This window comes from Pseudomonas sp. B14(2022) (assembly GCF_012030485.1).
Lineage (GTDB): Bacteria > Pseudomonadota > Gammaproteobacteria > Pseudomonadales > Pseudomonadaceae > Aquipseudomonas.
Genome location: NZ_JAAUVM010000002.1, coordinates 334886 through 358853, shown reverse-complemented (window position 1 = coordinate 358853; position 23968 = coordinate 334886). Strand labels below are relative to the sequence as shown.

Here is a 23968-nt window from a genome sequence, read left to right as displayed (position 1 = left end):
ACAACAATAAAAAGGTGCCTCCATGCTAAATAGTATTGTTTCATTTTTCACCGAGCTTATGCGTCGTTTCCTTCCAGACCCGTTTGTCTTTGCAATCGGCCTCACCCTATTAACAATGCTACTTTCTTATGTGGTTGAAGGCCTGGCGCCGATCCATATTTTAGAAAGTTGGGGGGAGGGGTTCTGGAGTCTTTTGGCATTCACGACTCAAATGGCAGTAATTCTTGTAATGGGATACGTAGTTGCTACGGCTCCATTTGTAGATCGAATGCTAGATAAACTGGTCAGCCGTATTAAGTCACCTCGCGCTGCGGTGGTGGTTGCAACGGTTGTGGGCGGCGTTGGTTGCTACCTCAACTGGGGTTTTGGACTTGTAATCGGAGGACTTGTAGCACGAAAGCTGGCAATGAGTATTAAAGGAGTACATTATCCTCTCATAATCGCGGCAGCCTATAGTGGATTTACGTTGTATGGATTTGGGTTTTCCGCGACTATCCCGGTTCTAATTTCAACAAAAGGGCATCAACTGCAGGAGCAGATGGGTGTTATAAGCTTGAGTGAAACAATTTTTTCGTTACCAATGATGCTCACTGCATTGATTGTTCTAATTACCATGCCTATCCTAAACGCTTGGTTACATCCGAAAAACCCCGATGATATCGTAGAGATTGATCCGGCATGTTTTGAGGATAAAACCCACAAATCTGAAACTCATCACCTTCTTGCGGAAAATACCTTTGCAACACGATTGAATAATAGCAAAATTCTAAGCTATGTAATTGGTGCTCTCGGCATCGCCTATTTGGTCATGTTTGTGTACAAGGGCGGAAGTTTCGATTTAAATAAAATCAATTTTTTACTTTTGTTCCTTGGGGTATTGCTTCTCAGGACTCCCGCAGAGTATATGAGTAAGCTGAATGAAGGGGTGAAAACTGTATCTGGGATTATTTTGCAATTTCCGTTTTATGCGGGAATCATTGCAATGATGCACGCGTCAGGATTAGTCGATACCATTTCTGCAGCATTCATAAGCATTTCTACAACCCAGAGCTTACCTTTTTGGGGGGTTATAAGCTCATTTATCATTAATTTCTTCGCACCTTCAGCGGGTGGGCACTGGGCGATCCAAGGGCCATTCATGGTCGAGGCTGCTCGGGAACTGAGCACCTCGCAAGCTCAAACAGCCATGTCGGTTATGTTGGGTAATGCATGGAACGATTTAATCCAACCCTTCTGGATATTGCCTGCTCTCGCCATGTCTCGCTTGAAACTTAAGGATATCATGGGCTACACAGTGGTGATTATGTTGTGGGTGGGAGCTATTTACATCTCATCAGTTTTGATCTGGTCTTATATGTCACATTGATCATTAGAGAATGGCGTGCATTGAGCCGAATAGACCTCAATGTGCGCCTTCCAGGACGACGGGCACCAAAGGCTGCAAGAAGGGGTGTTTCTACAGTTGTGCAAAATCTTCTGCAATTGCCCCGCGGCGTTATAGGATTTTTCGTCGTTGACGCTGAGTGATCTCAAGGCACCCTGCCTGTGGTATAACAAGTGTACCGACCGGTCGAGGTGCTGATCGTGCTGAATTTCATCAGTCGGCCGGGAAGACTCGTTTGACAGATCTCGGCAGGCCAGGCTCTGACGAGGAAATTGTTAGCAGAAGGAAATTTGCATGGCAGAGGCTAAAATTGCTGAAAAATCATCCGTCGTCGAAAGTGGCACGAAAGAGCGCATTCTGCGTATAGCGGCCGAGCTGTTTTCTACTCGTGGCTACCATGCGACTGGAATGGCTGAGCTTGAAAAAGCGACTGGTTTAGGTCGAGGCGCGCTGTACCATCATATAGGGAGTAAAGAAGAGCTACTGTTCGAAATCACGAGCCGCTACCTAAGGGTGTTGATCGCGGCAGGTGTTCCGTTGAGCGAAACTGACCTCCCAGCAGAGGAGAAATTTAGGCGCTTCTCTTCGATAGTCATGCAAGCGATTGTCAATCACCTGGCTGAAATGACCGTATGCTTCCGTGAAGTTCATTCGGTTACTGGTGAGCGCCAAATGGAGTTGCTTGACCTTCATCGCCGATATGAGCAGATATGGTCAGCGATATTGAAGTCTGGCGTTCAGGAAGGTGTATTCGGTACTGCGGATTCTTTAGCTGTAAAAGGGATCCTTGGTATCCACCACTACAGCTACCTTTGGATAAAGCCTGGTGGCCCGCGTACGCCAGAAGCGATATCAGATTTTTTCTGCCAGATGCTGCTTCCTGGTTTGAAGTATCAGTAGCAATAAGCCGAAGGGCGTTGCCGATAAGACGCCCGTATGACATTCCGCCGGAGCCCGACCCCATCGCGCAGTGAAAAAAAACTGCGATCCTGATGACCAAAGCGTCTTGGCTCGTGCCAAGCGCTAGATTCAAGTCCACTTGCAAATCAGGTACAGGCCCGCCAATTACCATTCAATGGGCGGGAAATGGCGCGAGCTATCAATGGCCTGTGTCTCGTAGGGATTCTGTGAGACGTTGTCCGTGAACTGTCACATGCTCTGAAGCCAGCTGCTCCGAGAGTGCCGCGTCGCCACTGATAATGGCATCTACGAGCGCTTTATGTTCCGGGTAGATCGACGCAGCGCTTCCGACCATACGATTGGTACTGAGGATGTAGAGAAGTACGGTATCGATGATCAGAGCGTACTGCTGTAAGAGCCTTCTGTGATTTGCGATGCTGACAATAGTCTTGTGTACAGCCAGATCTGCCTCAGCAATTGCCCTCCAATCATTCCGTTGCGTGGCAAGCTTAAGCGTCTTCAACGCTGCGGTTAGCGCTTTCTTGCCTTCGCTATCAATGTTCTCCGCAGCTAGTCGAGCCGCTAGTCCCTCCAGGCAACTGCGTAACGTGTACAGCTCTCTTGCATCATCCGATGAGAGGGAAAAAACCTCCCAGCCTGTATAGGCGTGCTGCACCACAAGCCCTTCGCCTGATAGGCGCTGCAATGCTGCCCGAACAGTTGATCTCGACAGCCCGACTTGAGCTGCAAGCCCAATCTCAGTGAGTCGAGAGCCTAGGGCAAGCTGGCCGGATATGATCGCGTCGCGGATGCAGTCCGCAGCCTTACGGTCTAGGCTGCGGCGGTCGATATTCTCGCCCGCTATAGATAGGAGGTTTTTCTGGGTCATGCCCACATACTGAAGCGGTAAAAATCCACTGTCAACAGTTAACAATCAGACAGAGGAACTCCAGAAGGGTAGGCAGCGAACCGCTGATGATTGGCTGTTGACCGGTTGGAGCAATGGGGATAGATTCGCCATTGTCGATTGTTAACAATTAATCTAAGACAATTAACAGAGTGGAGAGAAAAATGCGTATTGAGCACGTTGAAACGATCGCATGCGATGCAGGATGGCGGAATTACCACTACCTGAAGATCGTGACTGACAATGGCATCGTTGGCTGGGCCGAGTACGATGAGGCTTTCGGGCCTTCCGGGCTGACAGCCGTGATTGAGAAAATTGCACCGCGCCTAATCGGTAAGCCAGTGAATGGTCACGAATCAGTTATTGGGCCGATAGCTGCCACCCTGCGACCAGCACCGCACGGCCTAAGTGCAGAGGCATTAGGCGCGATCGAAAATGCCTTGCTGGACATCAAGGGGAAAGCGCTAGGTGTTCCTTGCCACGAAATCCTTGGCGGCAAGCACCGGGACACCATCCCGGTTTACTGGTCACACTGTGCTACATGGCGAATCAACCATCCGAAATTCTACAGTCCGGTGATTACTGATCTAGAAGGCGTGAAACGGGCGGGGCAGGATGCGCGTGAGCTCGGTGTTCCTGCTGTGAAAACGAACCTTTTTTTGAATGACGAAGCAGGTATGCGCCAATGGATGCCTGGTTTCGCGGCGCCCTACGATCCCTCACTAAATGTGGACAAGAAACTTGTAAGAAGTGTGCGCGCTCATCTGGATGCTCTGAAAGAAGGCGCAGGCCCCGATACTGAACTGATGATTGATTTGAATTTCAACTTCAAAACTGAGGGTTTTGTTAAAATCATTCAAGAGCTACGTGACTATGATTTTCTCTGGATAGAGCTTGATAGCTACAATCCACAAGCACTTGCATATATTCGAGAACGTAGCCACTCACCGATCGCAGCATGTGAAACTCTTTTCGGAGTTCGCCAGTATCTGCCTTATCTCCAGAGTCAGTCTGTGGACGTTGCGATCATCGATGCTGTCTGGAACGGAGTTTGGCAGTCTATGAAGATTGCTAATGTTGCAGACGCCTTTGATGTGAACGTGGCACCTCACAATTTCTACAGTCACCAAGCAACAATGATGAACATCCATTTTGCCGCCGCAGTACCAAACCTTCGTATCATGGAACATGATATTGACCGGCTAGCTTGGGATAAAGATCTATTTACCTATGTTCCTGAAATCAAAAATGGTTCGATTGTCGTCCCTGATACGCCCGGTTGGGGATGCGATCCGATTGAGGAGAAAATGAAAAATCACCCACCACGTGTATTTAAGGGTTACTTAGGTTTGTAAATTTCTATATTTCACTTGAGGAGCGGGGGGGAGTCCCTCCCGATTCTTTAATCGACGGGAGAATAAAAATGACAACCTCTCAAGGTAATGCGTTAAAAAAAGTTTTTGCTGCATTGAGTGAAGGCTCCTCCTTTCTTCTAACTGATCCTGCGCAGGAGAAAGGTAATGAATAAGGGCGATTTTAAAGACTGCCAAACTGTGAATATTCGTGAAAATGAATATGAGAAGCGAAGAATCTACAAGAAAATCACACTGAGATTAATTCCATTTCTGTTCATATGCTATGTTTTTGCTTATTTGGATCGGGTAAATATTGGCTTTGCAGCATTGCATATCAAGCAAGATCTCGGGTTTTCCGAAGCGGTATATGGGCTTGGTGCGGGAATGTTTTTTGTTGGCTACTTTCTATTCGAGGTTCCGAGTAATCTAATATTAGAGAAGGTCGGTGCACGATTGACTCTGATGCGTATCATGATAGTTTGGGGGCTGATATCAGGAAGTTTTGCATTCATTCAAACCCCGATGCAGTTCTACATTGCCAGGTTTCTACTCGGCGCATTTGAGGCTGGTTTCTTTCCAGGAATCGTACTCTATTTGACTTTTTGGTACCCGGCAGCTATGCGCGGACGGATTATCGCGATGTTTATGTCAGCGATCGCTGTAGCGGGGATCATCGGCGGGCCAATTTCCGGCTGGTTGTTGTCAAATATGGATGGCGTTTATGGCTGGAAAGGTTGGCAATGGATGTTTGTGGTAGAGGCCATTCCAACGGTACTACTAGGTCTGGCTGTCTATTTTGCACTCGCTAACCGTCCTAGTGAAGCTAAATGGCTTTCAGAGAAAGAGAAATACGCCGTCATTCATGCCTTAGAGGAAGAAAATTCTGCCGATGGTCAAAAGACGCATCACTTCAAGCAGGCCTTGAGCGATCCCCGTCTATACATCTTGGGAGCTGTTTATTTTTCAATATCAGCCAGTCTATATGTTATTAGCTTCTGGCTTCCTACTTTAATACGCGAGCATGGCGTATCCGACTCTGTAGAAATTGGAATGCTAACAGCTATCCCTTATTTAGTAGGTGTCTGTGGCATGATTTTAATTAGTAAGCACTCTGATAAGAAGCAGGAACGACGCTGGCATGTCGCACTTTGTATGCTCGGTGGATGCATCGGCCTTCTGGTTACTGGTTTATTCGGTGAGAGCTTAATAGTTTCAATGCTTGCTCTAACGCTGGCAGCGACCTGTATTCTTACAACGATGCCGGTTTTCTGGACAATTCCTACGTCTTATATGTCCGGTTCTGCAGCAGCGGGAGGCATCGCTGCTATCAATTCAATAGGGCTGCTCGGAGGTTTTACCAGTCCCGCTCTTATTGGCTGGATCAAAACGTCTACGGGATCTATTGATTATGGGCTCTACATATTCGCCGGAGTGTTGATTGTAGGGGCTATAGTGTTACTCAAGGGGATACCCGCTTCTTTATTGAAGGGCCGAAATACAGAGGTAAAGAAACTTAATCCTATTACTGTTTGAGATGCTGACAAGCAAATAGGATAATAGTTATTTTAGAAAGGGTGCTAAGGCAGTCGCCGCAGTTGTAAGCGGCGGCGATTGCTTTCAATACATGAGTAGCGGCTTTACTGGCTAGGCTGTTCTGAGTTTAGTGCATGGATCATGCAAGTTTGAATTTCAACCGACTCTTTTCACCTTGGTTGGGATCAGTCCTCGCAATGATCTGCAATACCATGATTCAGCTGGCGCCCTAGCGCTCCGGCAAAAGACAACGCAAAAGCTATACCTCGGCGCACATCAGGTTCAGAAGACATACGCAGCAATGCCATCAAGGAAGGGGGGTCTTTCAATTCACCAACGCGATCACCGGCCACCCGAGCTGCATTACCTGTCATCCAGGCAGCTGCGGTCACTTCTTCAAAGACATTTGCTAGCTTTTCAACCATATAGGCATCGCTCATGTCCACCACGTCAGCTGCAACCGATGCGATATCAACTATTCGAGATAGACGACCCCCTGCTAGCAGAGGCTCTAGCTTTGATAGTAAGTCTTTGAGACCTTCAGTCGCGGGTTCACTTAATTCAAAAAAAACGTTAGTGGCAGACGATGCCAAAACTTGTTCCTTATCTGCATTATGTTCCGATTTAATATTCATAATTGTTACCTTAATGATAGGTGGTTCAACGGCGTTTAAATAAGGCCTTTAGCGACTGCCCAATAAATACCCCGATTGAAACCTTTACGCATCAAACCACCAATCTTTGTAGGTGGGGTTGGCTTTACATCATTTTCATAGTCATACCAAAGTGGCATACCAGCTTCTAGCCCCATTTGTGCAATAGCAACGACTTTACCTTCATAACTATCACATGTACGTCCAAAGCGGAATTCGGAAGCAATGTTGTTCACCACTACCGGAGATTGACTGTGGCATGAACCACCGGCCTTACTAACGGGCAAATCTACGGTGTCACCAAGGACATACACGTTATCTAGACCATACACCTTCATAGTTTGATAGTTTGTTGGGAGCCAACCCTCTCCGTCAGCTGCTTGAGAGAGGCCTGAGTTTCGGACTGCTTCTACTGCTCTAATCGGTGGCGTGGCCATGAGAATATCAAAATCCTCGCTATTTCCCTCTTCTGAATAAGCGATCTTATTTTCATGATCTACGCCGTTTAGCGTGAACGCTCGTTTATGAAGAATGCCACGTTGCTCGAAAATAGTGGGGAGCACTTCACATGTGTCTTTTTGGAGAAAGAGGCAGTTTCTCAATAATTGAGACACTGTTGGGTATGTGTACACGATTTCAATTTTTTCTCTTACGCCTCTTTTGCGCAGTAAGTCGTCTAGCATTAAAGTTGTTTCTATGGGAGCTATTCCGCATTGATGGGGGACATTAGGCGTTTTAGGAAAAGTTACGGTAACCAGGATTCGTCCTTTTTCAATTTTTTTTAGTTTGTCTGCCAGTAGTCGCGCGGGCTCATGTTGGTAAAAATGATCGCCGCCTTGTTTCAAACCTTCAATGCGTTCGGGGCAGGGAATGCACCCAGTAGAAATTACGAGCTGATCATATTCAAAATATTTTCCACTCCTGCATTTCAATTTGCTGCGGTCATATTGGAACTCTTCTACTTCCTCAACATAAAAGTCGATTTCTGGTCTTAATAGGCTTCTTTGAGGTCTTCGAAGCTCGTTTTTGAAAAAGCTATCAAAAGCGACATACATGAACGCAGGTTTATAATAATGCCATGGTGAATTTGAGATCATAATGATCTCTACTTTTCCGGATCTGATCTCTGGATATAACTTTGTAACCATGTGGTTAGCAGTCATAGTTCCACCGATTCCACCACCTACGATAATTATGCGATGTGCCATAACGATACCTGGTTGAATTAAATATGCGGAGAATTTCAGCGTTTCATTGGACAGTTCACCGCGTCGGCGCACTGTCCTGTAGTCATTCATGCCTTACTAAGTCTGCTGTGACTCAGGCAACGATGTTTCTGCTTGGGTGAGTGATGCGTTACACTTAATTTCGTTCAAAAGCGAATTTTTGCGTGAGTAGAGGAAATAAATGCACGCCCCTATTAACAACCATATTGCGAAGGCAACCCAGGTGTGCCACTGCAAATATGTCATTAAAGTTATGCAGAAAATAATAGACAGGATCGGAACTAAAGGAACCAAAGGACATTTAAAAGCACGGGGTGGTTCCGGCCTTTTTTTACGCAAAACAATAACCGCAAATGCGACGAGACAGAATGCTGCTAATGTGCCTATATTCATAAGCTCTGCAAGAACGTTGAGTGGTACAAGCGCAGCAATTACGCCGAAAATAATTCCAATTGTCCATGTGGTAACGAAAGGGGTACCATATTTAGGGTGAATTTTAGAGAGTCGCGTAGGCACCAAGCCATCTCGAGACATTGCAAAGATGATTCGAGACTGCCCGTATAGCATTACGAGTATTACAGTAGTCATACCCAATATGGCGCCCAAATCAACGAATCCAGCTACCCAAGTTTCACCAGCGTATTGGAGTGCTAGAGTAACAGGGTGATCGACGCCGAGAAACTTTCCAAAGGGAACGATACCAGTCATGATCAATGAAACGGCTACATATAGTATCGCGCAAATACTCAGGGAGCCGATGATCCCGATTGGAAGGTCACGTGCGGGATTTTTAACCTCCTCGGCAGCGGATGAGACTGCATCGAATCCAATAAAGGCAAAAAAAACCAATGCAGCAGCGCTGAGAATTCCACTAAGGCCAAATGGCGCAAATGGTTGCCAATTTTCGGGTGTTACATGCCTTGCTCCGACGACTATAAATAAAATAATAACAGCGATCTTTATACCCACCATTACATTGTTGATTTTTAGCGATTCACGAATACCTATTGATAAGAGCCAGGTAATGGCTACCATTATGACAAGTGCAGGAAGATTGACCCACGTCGTCACTCCTGGTATTGCCCCAGGTGCAGCTGTTAAGGCTGTTGGTAAGCTAAATCCAAATCCACTGAGAAGGGATTGGAAATAGCCTGACCAACCGACTGACACGGCTGCGCTTGCCAAGCCATATTCAAGTATAAGATCCCAGCCAATCATCCACGCTACAATTTCTCCTAGCGTAAAGTAGCTGTATGTGTAAATTGATCCTGCAACAGGAATGGTTGAAGCAAACTCGGAGTAGCATAGAGCAGCAAAAGCACACGCCAGTGCCGCAATTATAAATGAGACCGTCAGTGCCGGCCCTGCGGTAAGAGCGCCAGTTCCTGTCAGTACGAATATACCCGTACCAACGATTGCACCAACTCCAATGAAAACTAAATCAACGGGCCCTAATACCCGTTTTAATCCACCAGTCGTACATCCTGACTTCAATGCTTCATCTAAATTTTTTGTTCTAAATAGGCTAACTATTGCCTCCGATATTATTGTTTGCGGCAGTCAGTGTTTATGGTTGATAACGGTCGTCATCAGCTAAATATTTAAGTCTTTTAATCAAGATCAGGGTTTTTTATTTCAATTAGCTGTTTGTATCCGGCGTGCTAGGTTTAAGCACAATTCCCTAGTTTGATGACTTGCGAAAATGTTCAAATCCAATATTTAGGTCTGCAATAAGATCATCGGGATCTTCAAGGCCTATATGTAGTCGTACCAGATGTCCGTCGTCTTTCCACGTAGTGGTGGTACGTAGCTTGCGTGGGTCAACAGTCATCGCCAGGCTTTCAAAACCGCCCCAAGAGTAACCCAGGCCAAACAGGCTCAAATTGCCGAGCAGTGATTTGACGGCCTCTATTGGTGCTCTCTTAGTAACAAAAGATAGGAGTCCAGTCGCGCCTTTGAAATCTCTTTCCCAGAGCGAATGGTTCGTATGTGACGGTAGGCCCGGATAGATGACTCTAGAAACGTTCTCATGGGTCTCGAGCCAGTTAGCTATCTTCATCGCACTTTTATGATGTCTCTCCAATCGAACATGAAGCGTTCGAAGACCACGCAGGGCAAGATTAGCGTCATCAGGGCTAACGTATGTGCCGGATTCGAAATGGTAGGACTTAAGCTGTTGCCAAGCTTTCGGGGAGGCCGCGACAGTGCCGATTAGGGCATCAGAGTGTCCCACGATGTATTTTGTTGCCGCCATGATCGATAAGTCGACACCGTGCTCGATGGCTTTGAAATATAGAGGAGTGGCCCACGTGTTATCTAAAAGAACCAAGGCCCCATGCGCGTGAGCAACCTTGGCGATTGCGGGGATGTCCTGGATTTCGAAGGTGTGAGAGCCCGGGGACTCTGTAAACACCGCTTCTGTATTGCGTTGAAACAGCCGTTCTATACCGGCTCCAATCTGAGGATCGTAGTAGGTAGTTTCGATACCAAATCGCTTGCCGGCAGTATTCAGGAAGTGACGAGTCGGCGCATAAACGCTATCAGGAACGAGGATATGATCGCCGGAGCCCACTACGGACAAAATTGCAGTCACACACGCAGAAAGGCCGGAAGGGCATAAGACAGTGCCCGCTGAACCTTCAAGCTGGGTAATCGCCTCGCAAAGTGCTTCGGTAGATGGATTATTCCAGCGGCCATACTGGTAGCGTTGATCGCCGCTTTGCATGACGTCGACTGTGGGAAAGATGACTGTCGAACCACGATAGATTGGAGGATTGACGAAACCGAAGTGATCCTCGGGATGACTGCCTGAATGGGCAATCACGGTAGCATCAGATGTGGATAACTGTTTGTTTTTCAAGGCTTTCTCCATTGGCATTCAGGAAATTCTCGGGGGTAGTTAAGTATATTTATTATTGATAGAAATTTTGTTTCCAATATTTCTTCCGATACCGCATTTTGGTTAATATCGTTACCTAGGTAGGCTCGTATGGAAGGCTTTTCTTCCGTACGCTGCCCTGGTCATAATAATTCTTGGAAAGCTATGATGATTGAGCTAGATAAGGTGGATCGGTTGATCCTGGAAATTGTGCAACTGAATGGTCGCTTAACTAATGCGGAGATTGCTTCGCGAGTATCGTTATCGGCTCCAGCGAGTTGGAAGCGCTTAAAACGACTTGAAGATGAGGTGATCGAGGGTTATCACGCTCACTTGAACAGGAAGGCCTTAGGCCTCGATGTGTTCGCCTTTATCAGTATCACTTTGGATACTCATTCGGAGGAAGCGATGGATCATTTTGAGAGAGGTATAAACGAGTTACCTAGCGTGCTGGCCTGCCATAACGTTTCCGGGAAGTATGATTATCTTTTGCAGGTGGTAGTGAAAAGTATGGATGAGTTTCATATTCTGGCCATGCATAAAATACGTAGGCTTGGAAATATAAAGGAAATGTATACTGGTTTTTCATTGAAGGAAATTAAGCGATGCCCAATCTTGCCGATTTAAAAATTCAGATCGCTTGATTGGATCGGTGTGGAATATATTTGTGCGACCGTTTTTGGGGGCGTGATTTGAATGTCAAAGAATATTGGGTCTTTAGCGCAGCTTGCAGAACATAAAATAATAAATATGATTGTCAGTGGCAAACTTGAGCTAGGTTCGCGGATTACAGAGGCAAATTTGGCAGAGCTACTTTCCATAAGTACAGCTCCAGTACATCAGGCACTGCAAGCCCTGAGCAGGCTCGGTATTGTAATAATAAAGCCTAGGAAAGGGACGTATGTCTTTAATTTTACAATCGACGATATTAGAAAGATGGCGCTTGCTCGATATACTATAGAAAGCGAAGCTGTTCGCGAGGCGTATTCGAATAACTCAAGTCGTTTCTGCTTGGAGATGTCTAGACTGATTTCTAGAATGGAGCATCATTTGCTAGAAGGTAGTTGTGAGAAATATCTTAAGCTAGATGCGGAGTTTCATGAGTTATTCTTTGCTTATGCGGATAATGAATTTTTAAAGATGGCGTCCAATGCAATCACGATAAAGGTGACGGTACTCTGGCATCTGACGGCTCTGGAGTACTACACGCTTGAGGATATGAGGATTTCATTTCAAGATCACCGAAAAATTTTAGATTTTCTAATGATGGATGATGTGGATTCTGCTTGCGGAATTCTCGCTGTGCATTTGAAAAGACTTGAAGAGATTTTTTCCAGAAATTGCTTGAAGCCCTGCCAATTAACCTCAGGCGCGACTGGTGTTGGTGTCGTAAATTAAAGTAAATTAACTTTTGTTACGGTTGCATTTATTCGCATTACTTTGAACCAGCTGACAACCATGGAGCAGGCTATTTTAGGCTTGTCTCCGCACGGTTCTGCCGTCAGTGAAGCATCTCATGCTTCGCATAAGATGATCGCGCGAAAAAAAATGTGAAATTTCACAGTGAGGCTTACGAGTTCTGATATTTCACAGATGGCTACTCCTTCTGCTAGTCACTCTGGTAATCAATGACTGGCGTCCAAGTTTCTTAAGCAGATCAGCTGTGAAATTTCACTGTGGCTCGGAAACTTGAGAGATTGCGAGGGTTGAATGTCAATCTGCATGGTGATTTTATGAGTGGGTGCGCTGAATCAATCATGGATTGATTGCATGTTTATAAAAAAAACCAAGTACTCACCGAGATCTAATTTTGTGAAGATTACCAGTGTAGAAATATTTGACTGCAATGTTCGTGAGAAAGACCCAGCATTAAATTATTTTAATCCTATTATGATTAGAATTAATACTGATGAAGGTATCTCAGGGGTCGGTGAGGCAGGCCTGGCTTATGGCTCTGGTTCGAATGCAGCAATTGGGATTTTAAAGGATCTGGCTCCTCGTATCATTGGAAAAAATCCCATGAATATTGAATCTATCTGGGAGGATTTTTATCGTGGCACTTTCTGGGGAATGGGCGGTGGGCCGGTATTCTATGCTGGCATGAGTGCTATTGATATCGCCCTGTGGGATATCAAAGGCAAAAAATATGGAGCTCCAATTTATGAACTCATTGGTGGTAAGACCAATGAAAATTTACGGACTTATGCAAGTCAGATTCAGTTCGGTTGGGGCGCTGAACAAACGGCGCTGTTTGATCCAAAAGATTATGCCGAAGCTGCGTTGAAGGCCGTAGCAGAAGGTTATGACTGTCTGAAAGTCGACCCTATTCAATTTTACGGCGAAACCAAAGACGATAATGCACTGAGTAAACCGAAGCAGAGCTATTACGGTCTTCTTCGTACTGAGGATATTGATCGCGCGTACGATCGTTTGAAAGCTATAAGGGACGCTGTTGGCAAGGATGTGGACATCATCCTTGAAATTCATTCGTTACTCGGTGCCAATTCGGCAATTCAGCTTGCCAGAGCGGTGGAGGATCTCAATATTTATTATTACGAGGAACCCACCAATCCAATGAATGCCGATGCGTTTGCAAAGGTTTCTAATAATGTCAATATGCCTGTGGCAACGGGTGAGCGAAGCTACACACGTTGGGGTTACCGCGACTTGCTCGAGAAGCAAGCAGTAGCTGTAATCCAACCGGATGTATGCCTGGTAGGTGGGATTACCGAGGCTAAGAAAATCTGTGATTACGCGAACATTTATCACGCTACCGTTCAAGTACATGTTTGTGGTGGCCCAATTTCGACAGCTGCTGCCTTGCATATCGAAACTGCAATACCTAATTTTATAATTCACGAGCACCATACACTTGCACTAAAAAAAGATATTATTGATCTTTGTGAATACAACTACCAACCTGATAACGGCTTCTTTAAAGTGCCCGAACTTCCAGGTCTTGGGCAAGCCTTGAATGATGATGTTGTTCATGAGTATCTCGTCGCTACTATAAAATAATAAATGAGTGGCGCTGGGTTGCTGCCCAGCGCCCCAATACAAGTGTGGAGGGTGATATGGAGTCAATCATGCCTGTGGTGGCGGCTGAAGATTTAAAGACTAAGGTGCTTTATAGAAAGGTGATATTAAAGATTATTCCGTATATTTTCGTATGTTATCTTTTTAATTATCTTGATCGTGTGAATGTTGGCTTTGCCAAGCTACACATGTTAGACGCTTTAGGTATGAGTGAGGCTGCTTACGGTCTGGGTGCAGGTATCTTCTTCATCGGTTATTTGTGTTTTGGCTTGCCGAGTAATTTGGCTATACAGCGATTTGGAGCCAGGCGTTGGATCGCTATTATTATGATCCTATGGGGGGCGTTATCGTCCTGTCTAATGTTTGTTAAAACGGCAGAATCGTTTTACGTAATTAGGTTTTTCACAGGGGCAGCAGAAGCTGGTTTTTTCCCGGGCCTTATACTGTATTTCACTCGCTGGTTCCCGGCTTCCGTGCGGGGACGAGTGATGGCATTGTTTATGTCAGCGATTCCTTTGTCGGGTGTATTAGGTGGGCCGCTTTCAGGATGGATTCTTGACGTGTTCTCCACACACCCAGTTGCAGGATTGGCCGCGTGGCAATGGCTTTTTTTAATCGAAGGTATACCGACGATTTTCCTGGGAGTTGGTGTGTACTTCATACTTGATGATCGAATTGAAGACGCTAAATGGCTGACTACCAATGAGAAAAGCATCCTTCTTTCAGAATTGGCTCAAGATGAATTGAAAAATTCAAAAGTTAAGTCGGATGGCCTTAAGGAGGTCATGAAAAGCAAGACTGTTTGGCTGCTTGGATTGATCTACTTTTCTTTTCAAGGTGGAGTATATGCCATTAGTTTTTGGTTGCCGACTGTTGTGAAGGCGGGTAACTGGGGAAGTATGTTGATGGTTGGCGTTATAACTGCCATTCCTTACGCGGCTGCCACGCTGTTCATGATTTTCATGGGCAAGTCGGCTGACATTAATAACGAGCGTCGCTGGCACTTGGCTGTTCCAATGATCATGAGTGCCGTTGGATTAATGATAGCCGCCAACTCCGGAGGCTCTTCTTTGTTAGCTTTGTTTGGTCTTACAATAGCAACTATGGGTGCGTTTACCGCTCTGCCAATGTTCTGGCCGCTCTCGAGTTCTTATCTCAGCGCATCCGCTGCCGTGGCGGGGGTAGCCATTATAAACTCTGTTGGGCAGATTGCAGGTTTTGCTAGCCCATATTTTGTCGGGTGGATCAAGGATACAACGCACTCGACGGATTTGGCATGGTATTCGTTGTCATTGCTTACGCTTGCCGGCGCAATCGTCATGCTGCTGATGTCCAGGCAAAGAAAAGCACAGTGACCCTTCAATTTACGTCAGCTTCTACTATGTAGAAACTGACGTATTTTTTTGCCCGCCAGTGCAGTTTATTTACTTACAATCCTTATAGCAGGCGGTTACTTTCACGTCTGGTCTATCATCTACGTAGAATGCGTCTCTATTTGGCATTTTGACCTTTGTCAGGGTGTCTGCATTAACCGTGGCGTTCACTTCCAGCAACTCGTTTTTGTTCAAAATATAACCAACCACCGAGTACACCTGATCATTACTCAACGATTGAGGTTGTTGGAACGGCATAGCACGCCTGACGTAGTCGAATAATGTTGTCGCGTAGGGCCAATAACTGCCGACGGTTTTCATCGGTTTCCGAGAGGTAAGGGTGCCTTTCCCGCCCATTAGCGCTGGCCCCATTCCCCCCTCGAGGTTGACGCCATGACAGGCAAGACAGGTTGTTTGATAAATCTTCTCTCCCTCTATGACAGTTCCTTGACCGGAGGGCAGGTTCTTACCATCGGGGGCAACGTCTATATTCCAACTTGCGATTTGTGCCTCTGTCACGGGATGTCCCAAGCCATGTTTTTGGTCAGCAGCCGCACTGGCCGCGACGCAAATACTTAATACCCCCAATTTCATGGCTATGAATTTATGACCGGCCATTTGTCACCTCCCCATTGGAGTTGATTCGCCAAGGCTGGGTAGCATTGTTGTGATAGAAAGAGACCTCTCCTCGCACTTTCTTCAGTTGCTCAAGGCTTGGTTGAACGTATCCCGTCTCATCAATAGCGCGGCTCATGATGACCATTTCCGCTCCTGACCACTCAAAAGGGGCGCGGAACGCCGTCAAAGATTTGTTGAGTACAGGTTCTTGGAGTTTCGCTTCGTACCAGTTACGCCCGCCGTCGATGGATACATCAACTCGCGTGATTTTTCCGTTTCCGCTCCAAGCGATGCCCCGCATCTCATGGAGACCTTTGCGCGTGAGCTTATGAGTGCCTGAAGGGGACGTGATGAGCGACTTGCACTCCATCACAAATGAGAATTTCCTTGAGCGCCCATCTGCCATGAGGTCGGTGTATTTAGCCGTTTCTTCACGGCTATAAGCAGGAGCATCGGTTACATGTAAGCGCCGTAACCACTTAATGTGCGTGTTGCCTTCATAACCTGGTACTAATAATCTCAAGGGGTACCCTTGCTCAGGTCGTAGCCTTTCACCGTTCTGGCTGTACACCACCATTACGTCATCTAGGCATTTCTCGATCGGAATGCTGCGTGTCATGGCTGCCCCATCCGCCCCCTCAGCAATTACCCATTTCGCCTCAGGCTTGAGTCCTGCTTCTTCCAGCAGTGTTTTCAAGGGCACGCCAGTCCATTCCGCGCAGCTCACCAAGCCAGCAACCTCAGCCGCAGTTTTACCCCATGGTGGCAAAAATGAGGGGTTTCCCGAGCATTCGATGAAGTGTATGCGTGAAACAGATGGGAACTGTCTTATCTCATCCACAGTGAAGAGAAGTGCTTCGTTCGTCAGTCCATGGATGACCAACTGGTGATTCGCAGGATCGATCTCTGGCACCCCTGCGTGATTGCGCTCATAGAAAAGGCCATTGGGCGTGATGATTCCGTCTAAATCCTGTAGAGGAGAGGTGCTATACGCCGACATGGGCTCCTTTAGCCCTGGATATATGTTGCGTACCGCACCAGTCTCGAACTTGGAAGGTTTACCGTAGGCCACAGCGGTTGGGCCTCCCAAAGATTTTGTCCAGGTAGGTACCTCTAACGGCTTGCCGCCAACCGTAGTAGTCAGTGGGGGGTCTTCAGCCCGCACAAGGGGTGAAAAAGCTGCGCCGAGGGCCGCTGTTCCTACAATCGTGCTTGTTCTGCTTAGAAAGTCCCTACGGGCCAATGAAGTGGGTATCTCATTTTTATCGTCTGTTGAGTCATTGTTCATTCTTGTTCTCCTGATCAACAAATTTGCCGAGCGACCAGCGTCTGAATTGTACCGATCGGTCGGTATTGAGTGTTCCAGTGATGACCTAAAAAATCAATGGTCAGACTGCCAAACGGCACCGCACGTGTCGGATAGTCCGTTTTCCGAGCCGTTCGGTGAATCAGAACCGCAGGCTCGATGACTGAGGCGGCGCCTCAAGGGGTGAGTGCAGTTCAAGGTTGAGCCAACGATGTTCATTTTAATTAACGCTCCTGCTTCTGCTGGGCGTGCGTTATGTGCGGCGAAGCAATCTCACTCTGTTCTACTTCGGAGCTGGTTCTTTCAGGTCTATTAATAGACTACCGTGTAGTCGGTAGGCTAACAACCGTTGTCACATTCGCCCCCTGAAGGCCACGTGCGAGGGACATGTCTAAAGCAAAAATAGGTAGCGAGACGAAAATGAGGACTCATTTGGTAACAACGGGAAGCTCACCAAGAAATCCACCAGGAAGATAGTCTTTCAGAACTGTGTTCCAAAGACATGCTGGTCAGGCGTTTCGGTGACATCGGCGACAAGGGTATGAACCATTTATGCTATCGAACTTAGTTAAGAATTATACGTGGAACCCCAGTACGCTGACTGCCAGCATGATAGCGGCGCCCATTCCAACGATTGAGAACGGCTGTTGTAAACGAGGAACGGCCAGCTTATGAGCTAGCTGCCTTCCCGCGATTAATCCTTTAACCGCACCGCCGGCGAACGGCACCCCGCTTGCCAATACATTACGCCGCTAATCGCCGCCGCAGCCACTCCGCCGATTGAAACCAAGTCAATCACCGCAAGAGACGTAGCGACAATGCTTTTCATTACCAGGTTGGTGTAGCGCGTCAGGGCCGGGATGATGACAAATCCTCCACCGACACCCAGCAAGCCCAACATGAAACCGGTTAACGCCAATACTCGAGCACACGGCAACGTCCAACGTAACCGGCCCTTTGCCGGATTAAGTACGCAGGGTAAAACCTCCCGTCGCGGAGCTGAACCGCCATTACGGATTTCCCGACTTGCATAGCGCAACATGCGCACGCTTGTGTACATCAGCACCAACGAAAAGACGAGTGCGAGAGGCTTGTTAGGAATGCGCTGCGCCATGTGTAAGCCTAACGGCGAAGCCACGATTCAAATCGACGATATGATAGTTGTTGCTTTATATCCTTGGCTCATCGCAAATTTCCCAATGTCTGGGCGCTAGGTGACGTGATCGATACCACAAAAACCATGACGGCCATACGCGAACAAGCTCCTGTCGTAGCACAACGTCTTGGTTTACCTGGGAATGAAGCTGTATCAAGCTGTGTTTAACGGCTATGGTTCCTGCCCTCTGACGGTTGAGCGTGGAAAAGTTTTCTTGGCGGAGTTTCTCTATGGCGGAAAACTAGCGCCCTAAGTGCTTAATGTGTTCGAGGGGGGGCACGAGCAGATTTAGCCAATGAGTTGGGGTTAGTGAGAAGGCTTTATCGTCGGATTCAGGTTATAGACGGAGATAAATGAGTCTTATCGATGAGGAATGTCGAAGGTGTTGAACTTGAGATGCCGCGATCGGGCGGCAAAGTAAGCACAGCCCAATTAAGAGCTGTGCATTTAGTCAGTTTACTTTAATTGGCCGCGTAATATGTTGAAATTCGCAAAGCCTTGTTCTAAGTCTTCGATCAGATCAGATGGGTCTTCAAGACCAATATGCAGCCGCACAAGGTGCCCATCAACCTCCCAGGACGTTGCACTTCTAACAGGGTTGGGATCTGCAATCATCGCCAAGCTCTCAAAGCCTCCCCAAGAGTAGCCAATTGAAAACAATGAAAGGCTATCCAAGAGTGCATCTGCGGCTGCTTGTGTGGAGGGTTTGGTAACGAAGGAGAGTAAGCCTGACGCACCTTTAAAATCCCTTTTCCATAATTGGTGCTGAGGGTGAGACTCTAATGCAGGATAATAAACTGCTTCCACTTCCTCGCGTGTCTCCAGCCACTTGGCGACCATCATAGCGTTTTTGTAATGACGCTCCAGTCGAACATCTAGCGTCCTCATACCTCGGAGCGCCAGGGTTACGTCATCCGGACTCGCAAACAATCCCATGTTGAAGTGGTATCGTTTGAGGCTATCCCACGCACGCTTGGAGGCTGATACAGTGCCAAGAACCGCATCGGAGTGGCCGACGATATATTTCGTGGCTGCCATGACGGACAGATCGACACCAAGTTCCAGTGACGGAAAGTAAAGCGGGGTGCCCCAAGTGTTGTCTGCAATAACCAGGATGTTGTGATCATGAGCAACCTTGGCTATTGCAGGAATGTCCTGTATTTCCAGAGTCAAGGAGCCAGGTGATTCTGTATAGATTGCTTTAGTGTTTGGCTTGAGGAAGTCTACGATTCCGGCACCTATTGTCGGGTCGTAAAATGAGACCTCGATTCCAAGGCGTCGACCCACCTGCTCACAAAAAGCCCTTATCGGCGAATATACGTTGTCGGCAATTAGTAGGTGATCTCCTGCCCCCACCACTGACAGTATGGCAGTCGTACAAGCCGAGAGCCCTGAAGGACAAAGAACTGTGCCTTCCGCCCCCTCCAACTGCTCGAGGGCCAGAGTCAATGCCTCCGTCGAAGGGTTGTTCCACCGGCCGTACGCATATTTTTGGCGTCCCTCACGCATGGATTCGGACGTAGGAAAAGCCACCGTGGAGCCCCGGTAAACCGGTGTATTCACGAAGCCATGATGCTGATTGGGCTCGATAGAAGCGTGGGCGAGTAGGGTCTGCACGGTTTTATATTTTTTCATACTGGCTTCCGTTTCTTGCGTAGTGGAGGGCTCGTCGCGTGTTTTCCCGCGCGTCGCCGAGATTAAAATCCTATTTTTCTTAAAAGTCTACTACTAGGTTGGTATGCGAAAAAAAGCCGTTTAAAAACAGTTCGTTGCGCGAATCATATAAAAATATGTTGCAAGGCTACCAAGTGGATGGTAGGTTTTCAGTGCTTAGAGGTTTCGCTCTTGGACGACCGAATAGCGGTGCTTATGGGCGCTAGGACATTCCTGGAGTGATGCCTCATGTCCGTAATAGCGTTGGGCACGGCGCTCTCTTTGTGACTTCTCTTTGGGACTGGGAAGAAAGATTTAAGTTTGCAAGGGATAAAAAAAACAACTGCAAATTAATCGTTTGGGTGAAGTATGAAAAAGCAAAAGGTACAGCCCGTTTTAGCAGTTCAGTGTGATAGCGAATTGAAAGAAAAGTCGAACTGGCTTGATTCTCATGAGAGTGGCTACTCAAAACATCTTAAAAAACGTCATGTGCAGATGATGGCACTAGGCGGAGCTATCGGCACTGGTTTGTTCTTGGGAGCAGGGGCAAGGCTTCAAATTGCCGGGCCTGCACTTGCAGTGGTGTATTTGGTATGTGGGGTTTTTGCTTTTTTCATATTGAGAGCGTTGGGCGAGTTAGTGATGCACCGTCCTAGCAGCGGGAGTTTTGTATCTTATACTAGAGAGTTTATGGGGGAGCGCGCCTCTTTTGTAGCGGGATGGATGTATTTCTTGGTTTGGGCATTAACAGGCGTAGTGGACATCACAGCTATTGCAATATACATGAAATACTGGAGCGTTTTTTCGGATGTCCCACAGTGGATATTCGCGCTTAGCGCTTTGGGTGTGGTGACATTGATGAATATGGTCGGTGTCAAGTGGTTTGGGGAAATGGAGTTTTGGTTTGCTGTTATTAAGGTGGCAGCTATCAGTATTTTCTTGGTGGTCGGCTCGTTCTTCTTTGCTACTGGCCACGAGGTGGCAGGGCACATCCCGGGTCTGCATTTGATCTCTGATAATGGGGGCATTTTCCCTCATGGCCTTCTGCCGGCAATCATTATCGTGCAAGGTGTAATTTTTGCTTATGCGAGTATTGAGTTGGTAGGAACCGCTGCTGGTGAGACGGCAGATGCTAAAAGTGTCATCCCCAAAGCAATTAATGGCGTGGTTTGGAGGATAGGGCTTTTTTATGTGGGCTCAGTATTCTTGCTAGTCACTGTATTGCCGTGGACGGCCTACAGCGCTAATGTCAGCCCTTTTGTAACTTTCTTTGAAGCGTTGGGAATTCCTGGCATTGGCTCCGTTATGAATATTGTGGTAATGACTGCGGCGCTCTCTAGTCTAAACTCTGGTTTGTACGCAACTGGGCGAGTATTGAGATCGCTAGCTATGGGGGGCTCTGCTCCAAAGATGTTTAAACGTATGAGCACCCAAGGTGTTCCCTATATGGGGATCTTGGTTACTATGGGGATCAACGTATTTGGCGTACTATTGAATTTTCTAATTCCGTCCCAGCTATTTGAGCTTCTGCTTAATCTAGTATCTCTGGGGATTCTTTCCACATGGGCATTCATTGTACTTTCTCAAATAATGTACCGCCGTGCGGTAAAGAGAGGTGAAGCCGATATGGTCTCATTTAGAATGCCAGGCGCTCCGTTTACCTCTTGGTTGACCTTGGGTTTCTTGCTCGTAGTGCTGGTACTATTGGGTTTCGATTATCCTAATGGGACATATACTGTTCTATCTATACCGTTAGTCGCTGGAGCATTAATGCTGGGTTGGGCGAAGGCCGTCCGTTCCAAAGCCGTGCGCTCGGAAGAGATTGAGGATGGCTCGAATCGTGTAGGAGTCTAGCTAAATGGCGATGAGAGCACGGTTTATGACGTGCTCTCATCGCTTTGAGTTGAACCGTTTCTGTGATGCAGTTAATATGCATGTATCAAAAATTCAAGGTAAGATTTATGAGTACTCGTTCTGACCTTTTAACCACTGCCGAGCTATTGCTACGCACCAAAGGGTACGCTGCATTTAGCTATGCCGATTTGGCTGACGAAATTGGTATAAAAAAGGCGAGTATTCATCATCACTTCCCTACAAAAGAAGGGCTTGGAATTGCCGTTATTGAGAGTTATCTTTTTAGATTTGAGAAGAACCTAGAATTGATAAATGAAGAAAATTCCGATACGGTAGTTCGGTTGAACGAGTTTTGTAAGTTGTTCGTTGATAGCTCAAAAAATGGAATGTTACCCCTATGTGGTGCGCTCGCTGCTGAGCTTTCTGCTCTGCCGGACAGTCTTAAGGAGCTGACTAGGAAATTTTTTGAAATCCATCTTGCATGGTTGGAGAGTAATCTCGTATTGGGTCAGTCCGAAAACGTTATAAAGGCGGATGTCAATCCCAAGGCGGTTTCACGGGCGATATTGAGCTTGCTTGAGGGCAGCAGTTTTGTGTCTTGGGCGCTGAGTGAGACAGTTGTTGACCAGTCTGGGTTCGATTTGATATTGAACGGTATTATCGTTTCGTAATCACGGTTTAGACCAGCTTACCGACATTTCAGTAGTGAACATTTTCTGAACACGTTGTATTTGCCCATCCTATTAGGTGGGCTTCTCATTTCTACCTTTCGCAGTCTGCTTCAGCAACTGGTCCAATCCTGCAGAATAAAATTTCTGTGCATATACGCCTTTCCTGGTGTATCTCCGTCTGTCCGTTCGGACAAGCGGTACTTCGCTATGAGCTACGTTTAGCAGGGGTTGAGAAGTGATTCATCAGTTAATACGTGGGCTGGATAACGAGATCAAAGAAAATCCTCTTGCAAACAAGCCATCCAGTTGGTAGGGTGATTGTGTAGAATATTCATCCAACCGCAAAAATGCGTTCCATAGAGGACTTTTTAATGACAAATAATCTGAATGGTATTGACGTGGCCGCTCTGCAGCAGTTTGCTCAAGGTGTTGCTGAGGATGCGAGCAAGCGTCACGCGAGCTTCAACGTCAAGACCCAGTGGAAAGGCCAGACTCGCTCTGTGGCGAAAGTCAGCCGCTACAGCTTGGCCGGTGAAACCTACCCCCGTGATTTCGAAATCGTCGCCGATGAGCCTAATGAACTGTTAGGTCAGAATTCCGCCCCAAACCCTCAAGAGCTGCTGATGGCGGCGCTGAACGCCTGTATGTCGGTAGGTTATGCGGCCAACGCCGCCATGATGGGTATCAAGATCCACAGTCTGGAAATTGAGACGGACGGTACCCTTGACCTGCGTGGTTTCTTGGGCCTCGATGATAGCGTCAACCCAGGGTACGACGAAGTGAGCGTCATGATTCGCCTGCACACCGACGCACCTCGTGAGCGCGTGGAAGAACTGCATAAAAATGTGATTAAGACGTCGGTCAACTACGCAAACTTCTCGAAAGCCATCCGTATGGTGCCGACCCTCGAGGTTCGTGAGGACTGATAATCATCGGGCCTCGCATCTTTAAAGCCTTAAGAGCGCCAGTGGGCAAAGCACTACTGGCGTTGCAACTTTTGGCCTAATAATTCGATGGAGTACGAAATGAGCAGTTTTTTCAACAAAAAAACTGCTTGTCGGCGGTGGCACCAGTGGTATGGGTGCTCAATTGGGAGTGTCGGCTCTATCAGTGCACATGCTGCATTCGCTGGTTCCTCTGCCTACTCCATGGTGAAGGTACGTTTGGATGCGCTGACACGCAATCTGGCTATTGAATTGGCTCACTCGGGTATCCGCGTCAACGCCGTCTCATAAGGGATCGTTCACACCTCGATCTATGAAGGGTTCATGGACAAAGAGGCGATTCCAGGAGCGGTGAAGTCGCTGAACGATTTCCGCCCAGGGCGAGTCGGTGTTCCGGCAGATTCTACCAACACCATTGTGTTCTTGCTGTCGGGTAAAGCGTCTTGGGTGACCGGCGCTATCTGGGACGTGGATGCTGGAATCATGGCCGTTCGTGCCTAACTTCAGCTAATGCTGTTTGA

The 23968-nt window shown here is 47.2% G+C and carries 21 protein-coding genes and 2 pseudogenes; 14 read left to right on the top strand and 9 right to left on the bottom strand.

Annotation, left to right across the window (positions count from 1 at the left end):
* The first annotated feature begins 22 nt into the window (after window positions 1–22).
* Together HCF10_RS05105 and HCF10_RS05100 are read left to right on the top strand one after the other, a co-directional pair.
* Window positions 23–1366: a short-chain fatty acid transporter gene (locus HCF10_RS05105; protein WP_159994940.1), complete on the top strand. Its 1344-nt coding sequence runs from the start codon at window positions 23–25 to the stop codon at window positions 1364–1366.
* Window positions 1367–1678: 312 nt separating this feature from the next.
* Entirely contained in the window at window positions 1679–2284 is a 606-nt protein-coding gene (locus HCF10_RS05100; RefSeq protein WP_150758336.1) for a TetR/AcrR family transcriptional regulator, read from the top strand.
* A 199-nt stretch (window positions 2285–2483) separates the two neighbouring features.
* On the opposite strand, the gene HCF10_RS05095 is transcribed toward HCF10_RS05100, so the two are convergent.
* On the bottom strand, window positions 2484–3173 hold the full coding sequence (locus tag HCF10_RS05095) for a GntR family transcriptional regulator (RefSeq protein ID WP_150758335.1): 690 nt from the start codon (window positions 3171–3173) through the stop codon (window positions 2484–2486).
* A 182-nt stretch (window positions 3174–3355) separates the two neighbouring features.
* On the opposite strand from HCF10_RS05095, the gene HCF10_RS05090 reads away from it, so the two are divergent.
* Both HCF10_RS05090 and HCF10_RS05085 read left to right on the top strand, forming a co-directional pair.
* Window positions 3356–4546, top strand: a complete 1191-nt coding sequence (locus tag HCF10_RS05090) for a mandelate racemase/muconate lactonizing enzyme family protein (protein WP_159994942.1) — start codon at window positions 3356–3358, stop codon at window positions 4544–4546.
* 165 nt (window positions 4547–4711) lie between these two features.
* Window positions 4712–6079, top strand: coding sequence for an MFS transporter (locus HCF10_RS05085; RefSeq protein WP_167654987.1), 1368 nt, complete (start codon window positions 4712–4714; stop codon window positions 6077–6079).
* A gap of 185 nt (window positions 6080–6264) precedes the next feature.
* Here the strand turns inward: HCF10_RS05085 and HCF10_RS05080 are convergent, their stop codons facing one another.
* From HCF10_RS05080 to metC (HCF10_RS05065), 4 genes are all read right to left on the bottom strand, one after another.
* The gene (locus HCF10_RS05080; protein WP_150758332.1) at window positions 6265–6714 is read right to left on the bottom strand and encodes a DUF1641 domain-containing protein; all 450 of its coding nucleotides are present in this window, start codon (window positions 6712–6714) and stop codon (window positions 6265–6267) included.
* Window positions 6715–6749: 35 nt separating this feature from the next.
* Window positions 6750–7940, bottom strand: coding sequence for an NAD(P)/FAD-dependent oxidoreductase (locus tag HCF10_RS05075; RefSeq protein ID WP_167655038.1), 1191 nt, complete (start codon window positions 7938–7940; stop codon window positions 6750–6752).
* 96 nt (window positions 7941–8036) lie between these two features.
* Complete coding sequence (locus HCF10_RS05070) at window positions 8037–9452, bottom strand: amino acid permease (protein ID WP_272954101.1); 1416 nt, start codon at window positions 9450–9452, stop codon at window positions 8037–8039.
* A 187-nt stretch (window positions 9453–9639) separates the two neighbouring features.
* A complete protein-coding gene (metC, locus tag HCF10_RS05065) occupies window positions 9640–10830 on the bottom strand; it encodes a cystathionine beta-lyase (RefSeq protein WP_167654986.1) in 1191 nt (396 codons plus the stop codon).
* A 117-nt stretch (window positions 10831–10947) separates the two neighbouring features.
* Between metC (HCF10_RS05065) and HCF10_RS05060 the strand changes: the two genes are divergently transcribed.
* The 4 genes from HCF10_RS05060 to HCF10_RS05045 all read left to right on the top strand — a co-directional run bounded on the left by HCF10_RS05060 (window position 10948) and on the right by HCF10_RS05045 (window position 15227).
* Window positions 10948–11463, top strand: coding sequence for an Lrp/AsnC family transcriptional regulator (locus HCF10_RS05060; protein ID WP_237683052.1), 516 nt, complete (start codon window positions 10948–10950; stop codon window positions 11461–11463).
* Window positions 11464–11532: 69 nt separating this feature from the next.
* The gene (locus HCF10_RS05055) at window positions 11533–12234 is read left to right on the top strand and encodes a GntR family transcriptional regulator (protein ID WP_167654985.1); all 702 of its coding nucleotides are present in this window, start codon (window positions 11533–11535) and stop codon (window positions 12232–12234) included.
* A 414-nt stretch (window positions 12235–12648) separates the two neighbouring features.
* Window positions 12649–13854 carry a mandelate racemase/muconate lactonizing enzyme family protein gene (locus HCF10_RS05050; RefSeq protein ID WP_337782109.1) on the top strand — a complete coding sequence of 402 codons (1206 nt, stop codon included), beginning with the start codon at window positions 12649–12651 and terminating at the stop codon, window positions 13852–13854.
* Between the two features lie 68 nt (window positions 13855–13922).
* Window positions 13923–15227: an MFS transporter gene (locus tag HCF10_RS05045; RefSeq protein WP_150758406.1), complete on the top strand. Its 1305-nt coding sequence runs from the start codon at window positions 13923–13925 to the stop codon at window positions 15225–15227.
* 69 nt (window positions 15228–15296) lie between these two features.
* Here HCF10_RS05045 and HCF10_RS05040 read toward each other — a convergent pair whose 3' ends face one another.
* The 3 genes and pseudogenes from HCF10_RS05040 to HCF10_RS05030 all read right to left on the bottom strand — a co-directional run.
* On the bottom strand, window positions 15297–15863 hold the full coding sequence (locus HCF10_RS05040; protein ID WP_167654983.1) for a c-type cytochrome: 567 nt from the start codon (window positions 15861–15863) through the stop codon (window positions 15297–15299).
* Entirely contained in the window at window positions 15850–17151 is a 1302-nt protein-coding gene (soxC, locus tag HCF10_RS05035; protein ID WP_167654982.1) for a sulfite dehydrogenase, read from the bottom strand. The genes HCF10_RS05040 and soxC overlap by 14 nt, the downstream gene beginning before the upstream one ends.
* A gap of 593 nt (window positions 17152–17744) precedes the next feature.
* Window positions 17745–18310, bottom strand: a pseudogene (locus tag HCF10_RS05030) (TSUP family transporter); the annotation flags it as partial.
* Window positions 18311–18343: 33 nt separating this feature from the next.
* Between HCF10_RS05030 and HCF10_RS31200 the strand changes: the two are divergent.
* Window positions 18344–18575: pseudogene (locus HCF10_RS31200) on the top strand (NAD(FAD)-dependent dehydrogenase); the annotation flags it as partial.
* A 206-nt stretch (window positions 18576–18781) separates the two neighbouring features.
* Here HCF10_RS31200 and metC (HCF10_RS05025) read toward each other — a convergent pair.
* Window positions 18782–19960, bottom strand: a complete 1179-nt coding sequence (metC, locus tag HCF10_RS05025) for a cystathionine beta-lyase (RefSeq protein WP_167654981.1) — start codon at window positions 19958–19960, stop codon at window positions 18782–18784.
* Window positions 19961–20347: 387 nt separating this feature from the next.
* On the opposite strand from metC (HCF10_RS05025), the gene HCF10_RS05020 reads away from it, so the two are divergent.
* The 5 genes from HCF10_RS05020 (at window position 20348) to HCF10_RS31910 (ending at window position 23948) form a co-directional block, all read left to right on the top strand.
* On the top strand, window positions 20348–21832 hold the full coding sequence (locus tag HCF10_RS05020; protein WP_159994952.1) for an amino acid permease: 1485 nt from the start codon (window positions 20348–20350) through the stop codon (window positions 21830–21832).
* A gap of 107 nt (window positions 21833–21939) precedes the next feature.
* Window positions 21940–22503: a TetR/AcrR family transcriptional regulator gene (locus tag HCF10_RS05015; RefSeq protein ID WP_167654980.1), complete on the top strand. Its 564-nt coding sequence runs from the start codon at window positions 21940–21942 to the stop codon at window positions 22501–22503.
* 371 nt (window positions 22504–22874) lie between these two features.
* Complete coding sequence (locus HCF10_RS05010; protein WP_159994956.1) at window positions 22875–23429, top strand: OsmC family protein; 555 nt, start codon at window positions 22875–22877, stop codon at window positions 23427–23429.
* 87 nt (window positions 23430–23516) lie between these two features.
* Complete coding sequence (locus HCF10_RS31915; protein ID WP_257792322.1) at window positions 23517–23738, top strand: SDR family oxidoreductase; 222 nt, start codon at window positions 23517–23519, stop codon at window positions 23736–23738.
* Between the two features lie 33 nt (window positions 23739–23771).
* A complete protein-coding gene (locus HCF10_RS31910; RefSeq protein ID WP_237234982.1) occupies window positions 23772–23948 on the top strand; it encodes a hypothetical protein in 177 nt (58 codons plus the stop codon).
* Window positions 23949–23968: the final 20 nt, after the last annotated feature.

Coding starts and splice junctions, on each gene's coding strand:
- HCF10_RS05060 (WP_237683052.1), top strand. CDS start 10,948: ATGGAAGGCTTTTCTTCCGTACGCTGCCCTGGTCATAATAATTCTTGG.
- HCF10_RS05020 (WP_159994952.1), top strand. CDS start 20,348: ATGAAAAAGCAAAAGGTACAGCCCGTTTTAGCAGTTCAGTGTGATAGC.
- HCF10_RS05040 (WP_167654983.1), bottom strand. CDS start 15,863: ATGGCCGGTCATAAATTCATAGCCATGAAATTGGGGGTATTAAGTATT.
- HCF10_RS05085 (WP_167654987.1), top strand. CDS start 4,712: ATGAATAAGGGCGATTTTAAAGACTGCCAAACTGTGAATATTCGTGAA.
- HCF10_RS05095 (WP_150758335.1), bottom strand. CDS start 3,173: ATGACCCAGAAAAACCTCCTATCTATAGCGGGCGAGAATATCGACCGC.
- soxC (WP_167654982.1), bottom strand. CDS start 17,151: ATGAACAATGACTCAACAGACGATAAAAATGAGATACCCACTTCATTG.
- HCF10_RS05100 (WP_150758336.1), top strand. CDS start 1,679: ATGGCAGAGGCTAAAATTGCTGAAAAATCATCCGTCGTCGAAAGTGGC.
- HCF10_RS31915 (WP_257792322.1), top strand. CDS start 23,517: ATGGAGTACGAAATGAGCAGTTTTTTCAACAAAAAAACTGCTTGTCGG.
- HCF10_RS05080 (WP_150758332.1), bottom strand. CDS start 6,714: ATGAATATTAAATCGGAACATAATGCAGATAAGGAACAAGTTTTGGCA.
- HCF10_RS05090 (WP_159994942.1), top strand. CDS start 3,356: ATGCGTATTGAGCACGTTGAAACGATCGCATGCGATGCAGGATGGCGG.
- HCF10_RS05015 (WP_167654980.1), top strand. CDS start 21,940: ATGAGTACTCGTTCTGACCTTTTAACCACTGCCGAGCTATTGCTACGC.
- HCF10_RS05075 (WP_167655038.1), bottom strand. CDS start 7,940: ATGGCACATCGCATAATTATCGTAGGTGGTGGAATCGGTGGAACTATG.
- HCF10_RS31910 (WP_237234982.1), top strand. CDS start 23,772: ATGGACAAAGAGGCGATTCCAGGAGCGGTGAAGTCGCTGAACGATTTC.
- HCF10_RS05105 (WP_159994940.1), top strand. CDS start 23: ATGCTAAATAGTATTGTTTCATTTTTCACCGAGCTTATGCGTCGTTTC.
- metC (WP_167654981.1), bottom strand. CDS start 19,960: ATGAAAAAATATAAAACCGTGCAGACCCTACTCGCCCACGCTTCTATC.
- HCF10_RS05010 (WP_159994956.1), top strand. CDS start 22,875: ATGACAAATAATCTGAATGGTATTGACGTGGCCGCTCTGCAGCAGTTT.
- metC (WP_167654986.1), bottom strand. CDS start 10,830: ATGGAGAAAGCCTTGAAAAACAAACAGTTATCCACATCTGATGCTACC.
- HCF10_RS05045 (WP_150758406.1), top strand. CDS start 13,923: ATGCCTGTGGTGGCGGCTGAAGATTTAAAGACTAAGGTGCTTTATAGA.
- HCF10_RS05055 (WP_167654985.1), top strand. CDS start 11,533: ATGTCAAAGAATATTGGGTCTTTAGCGCAGCTTGCAGAACATAAAATA.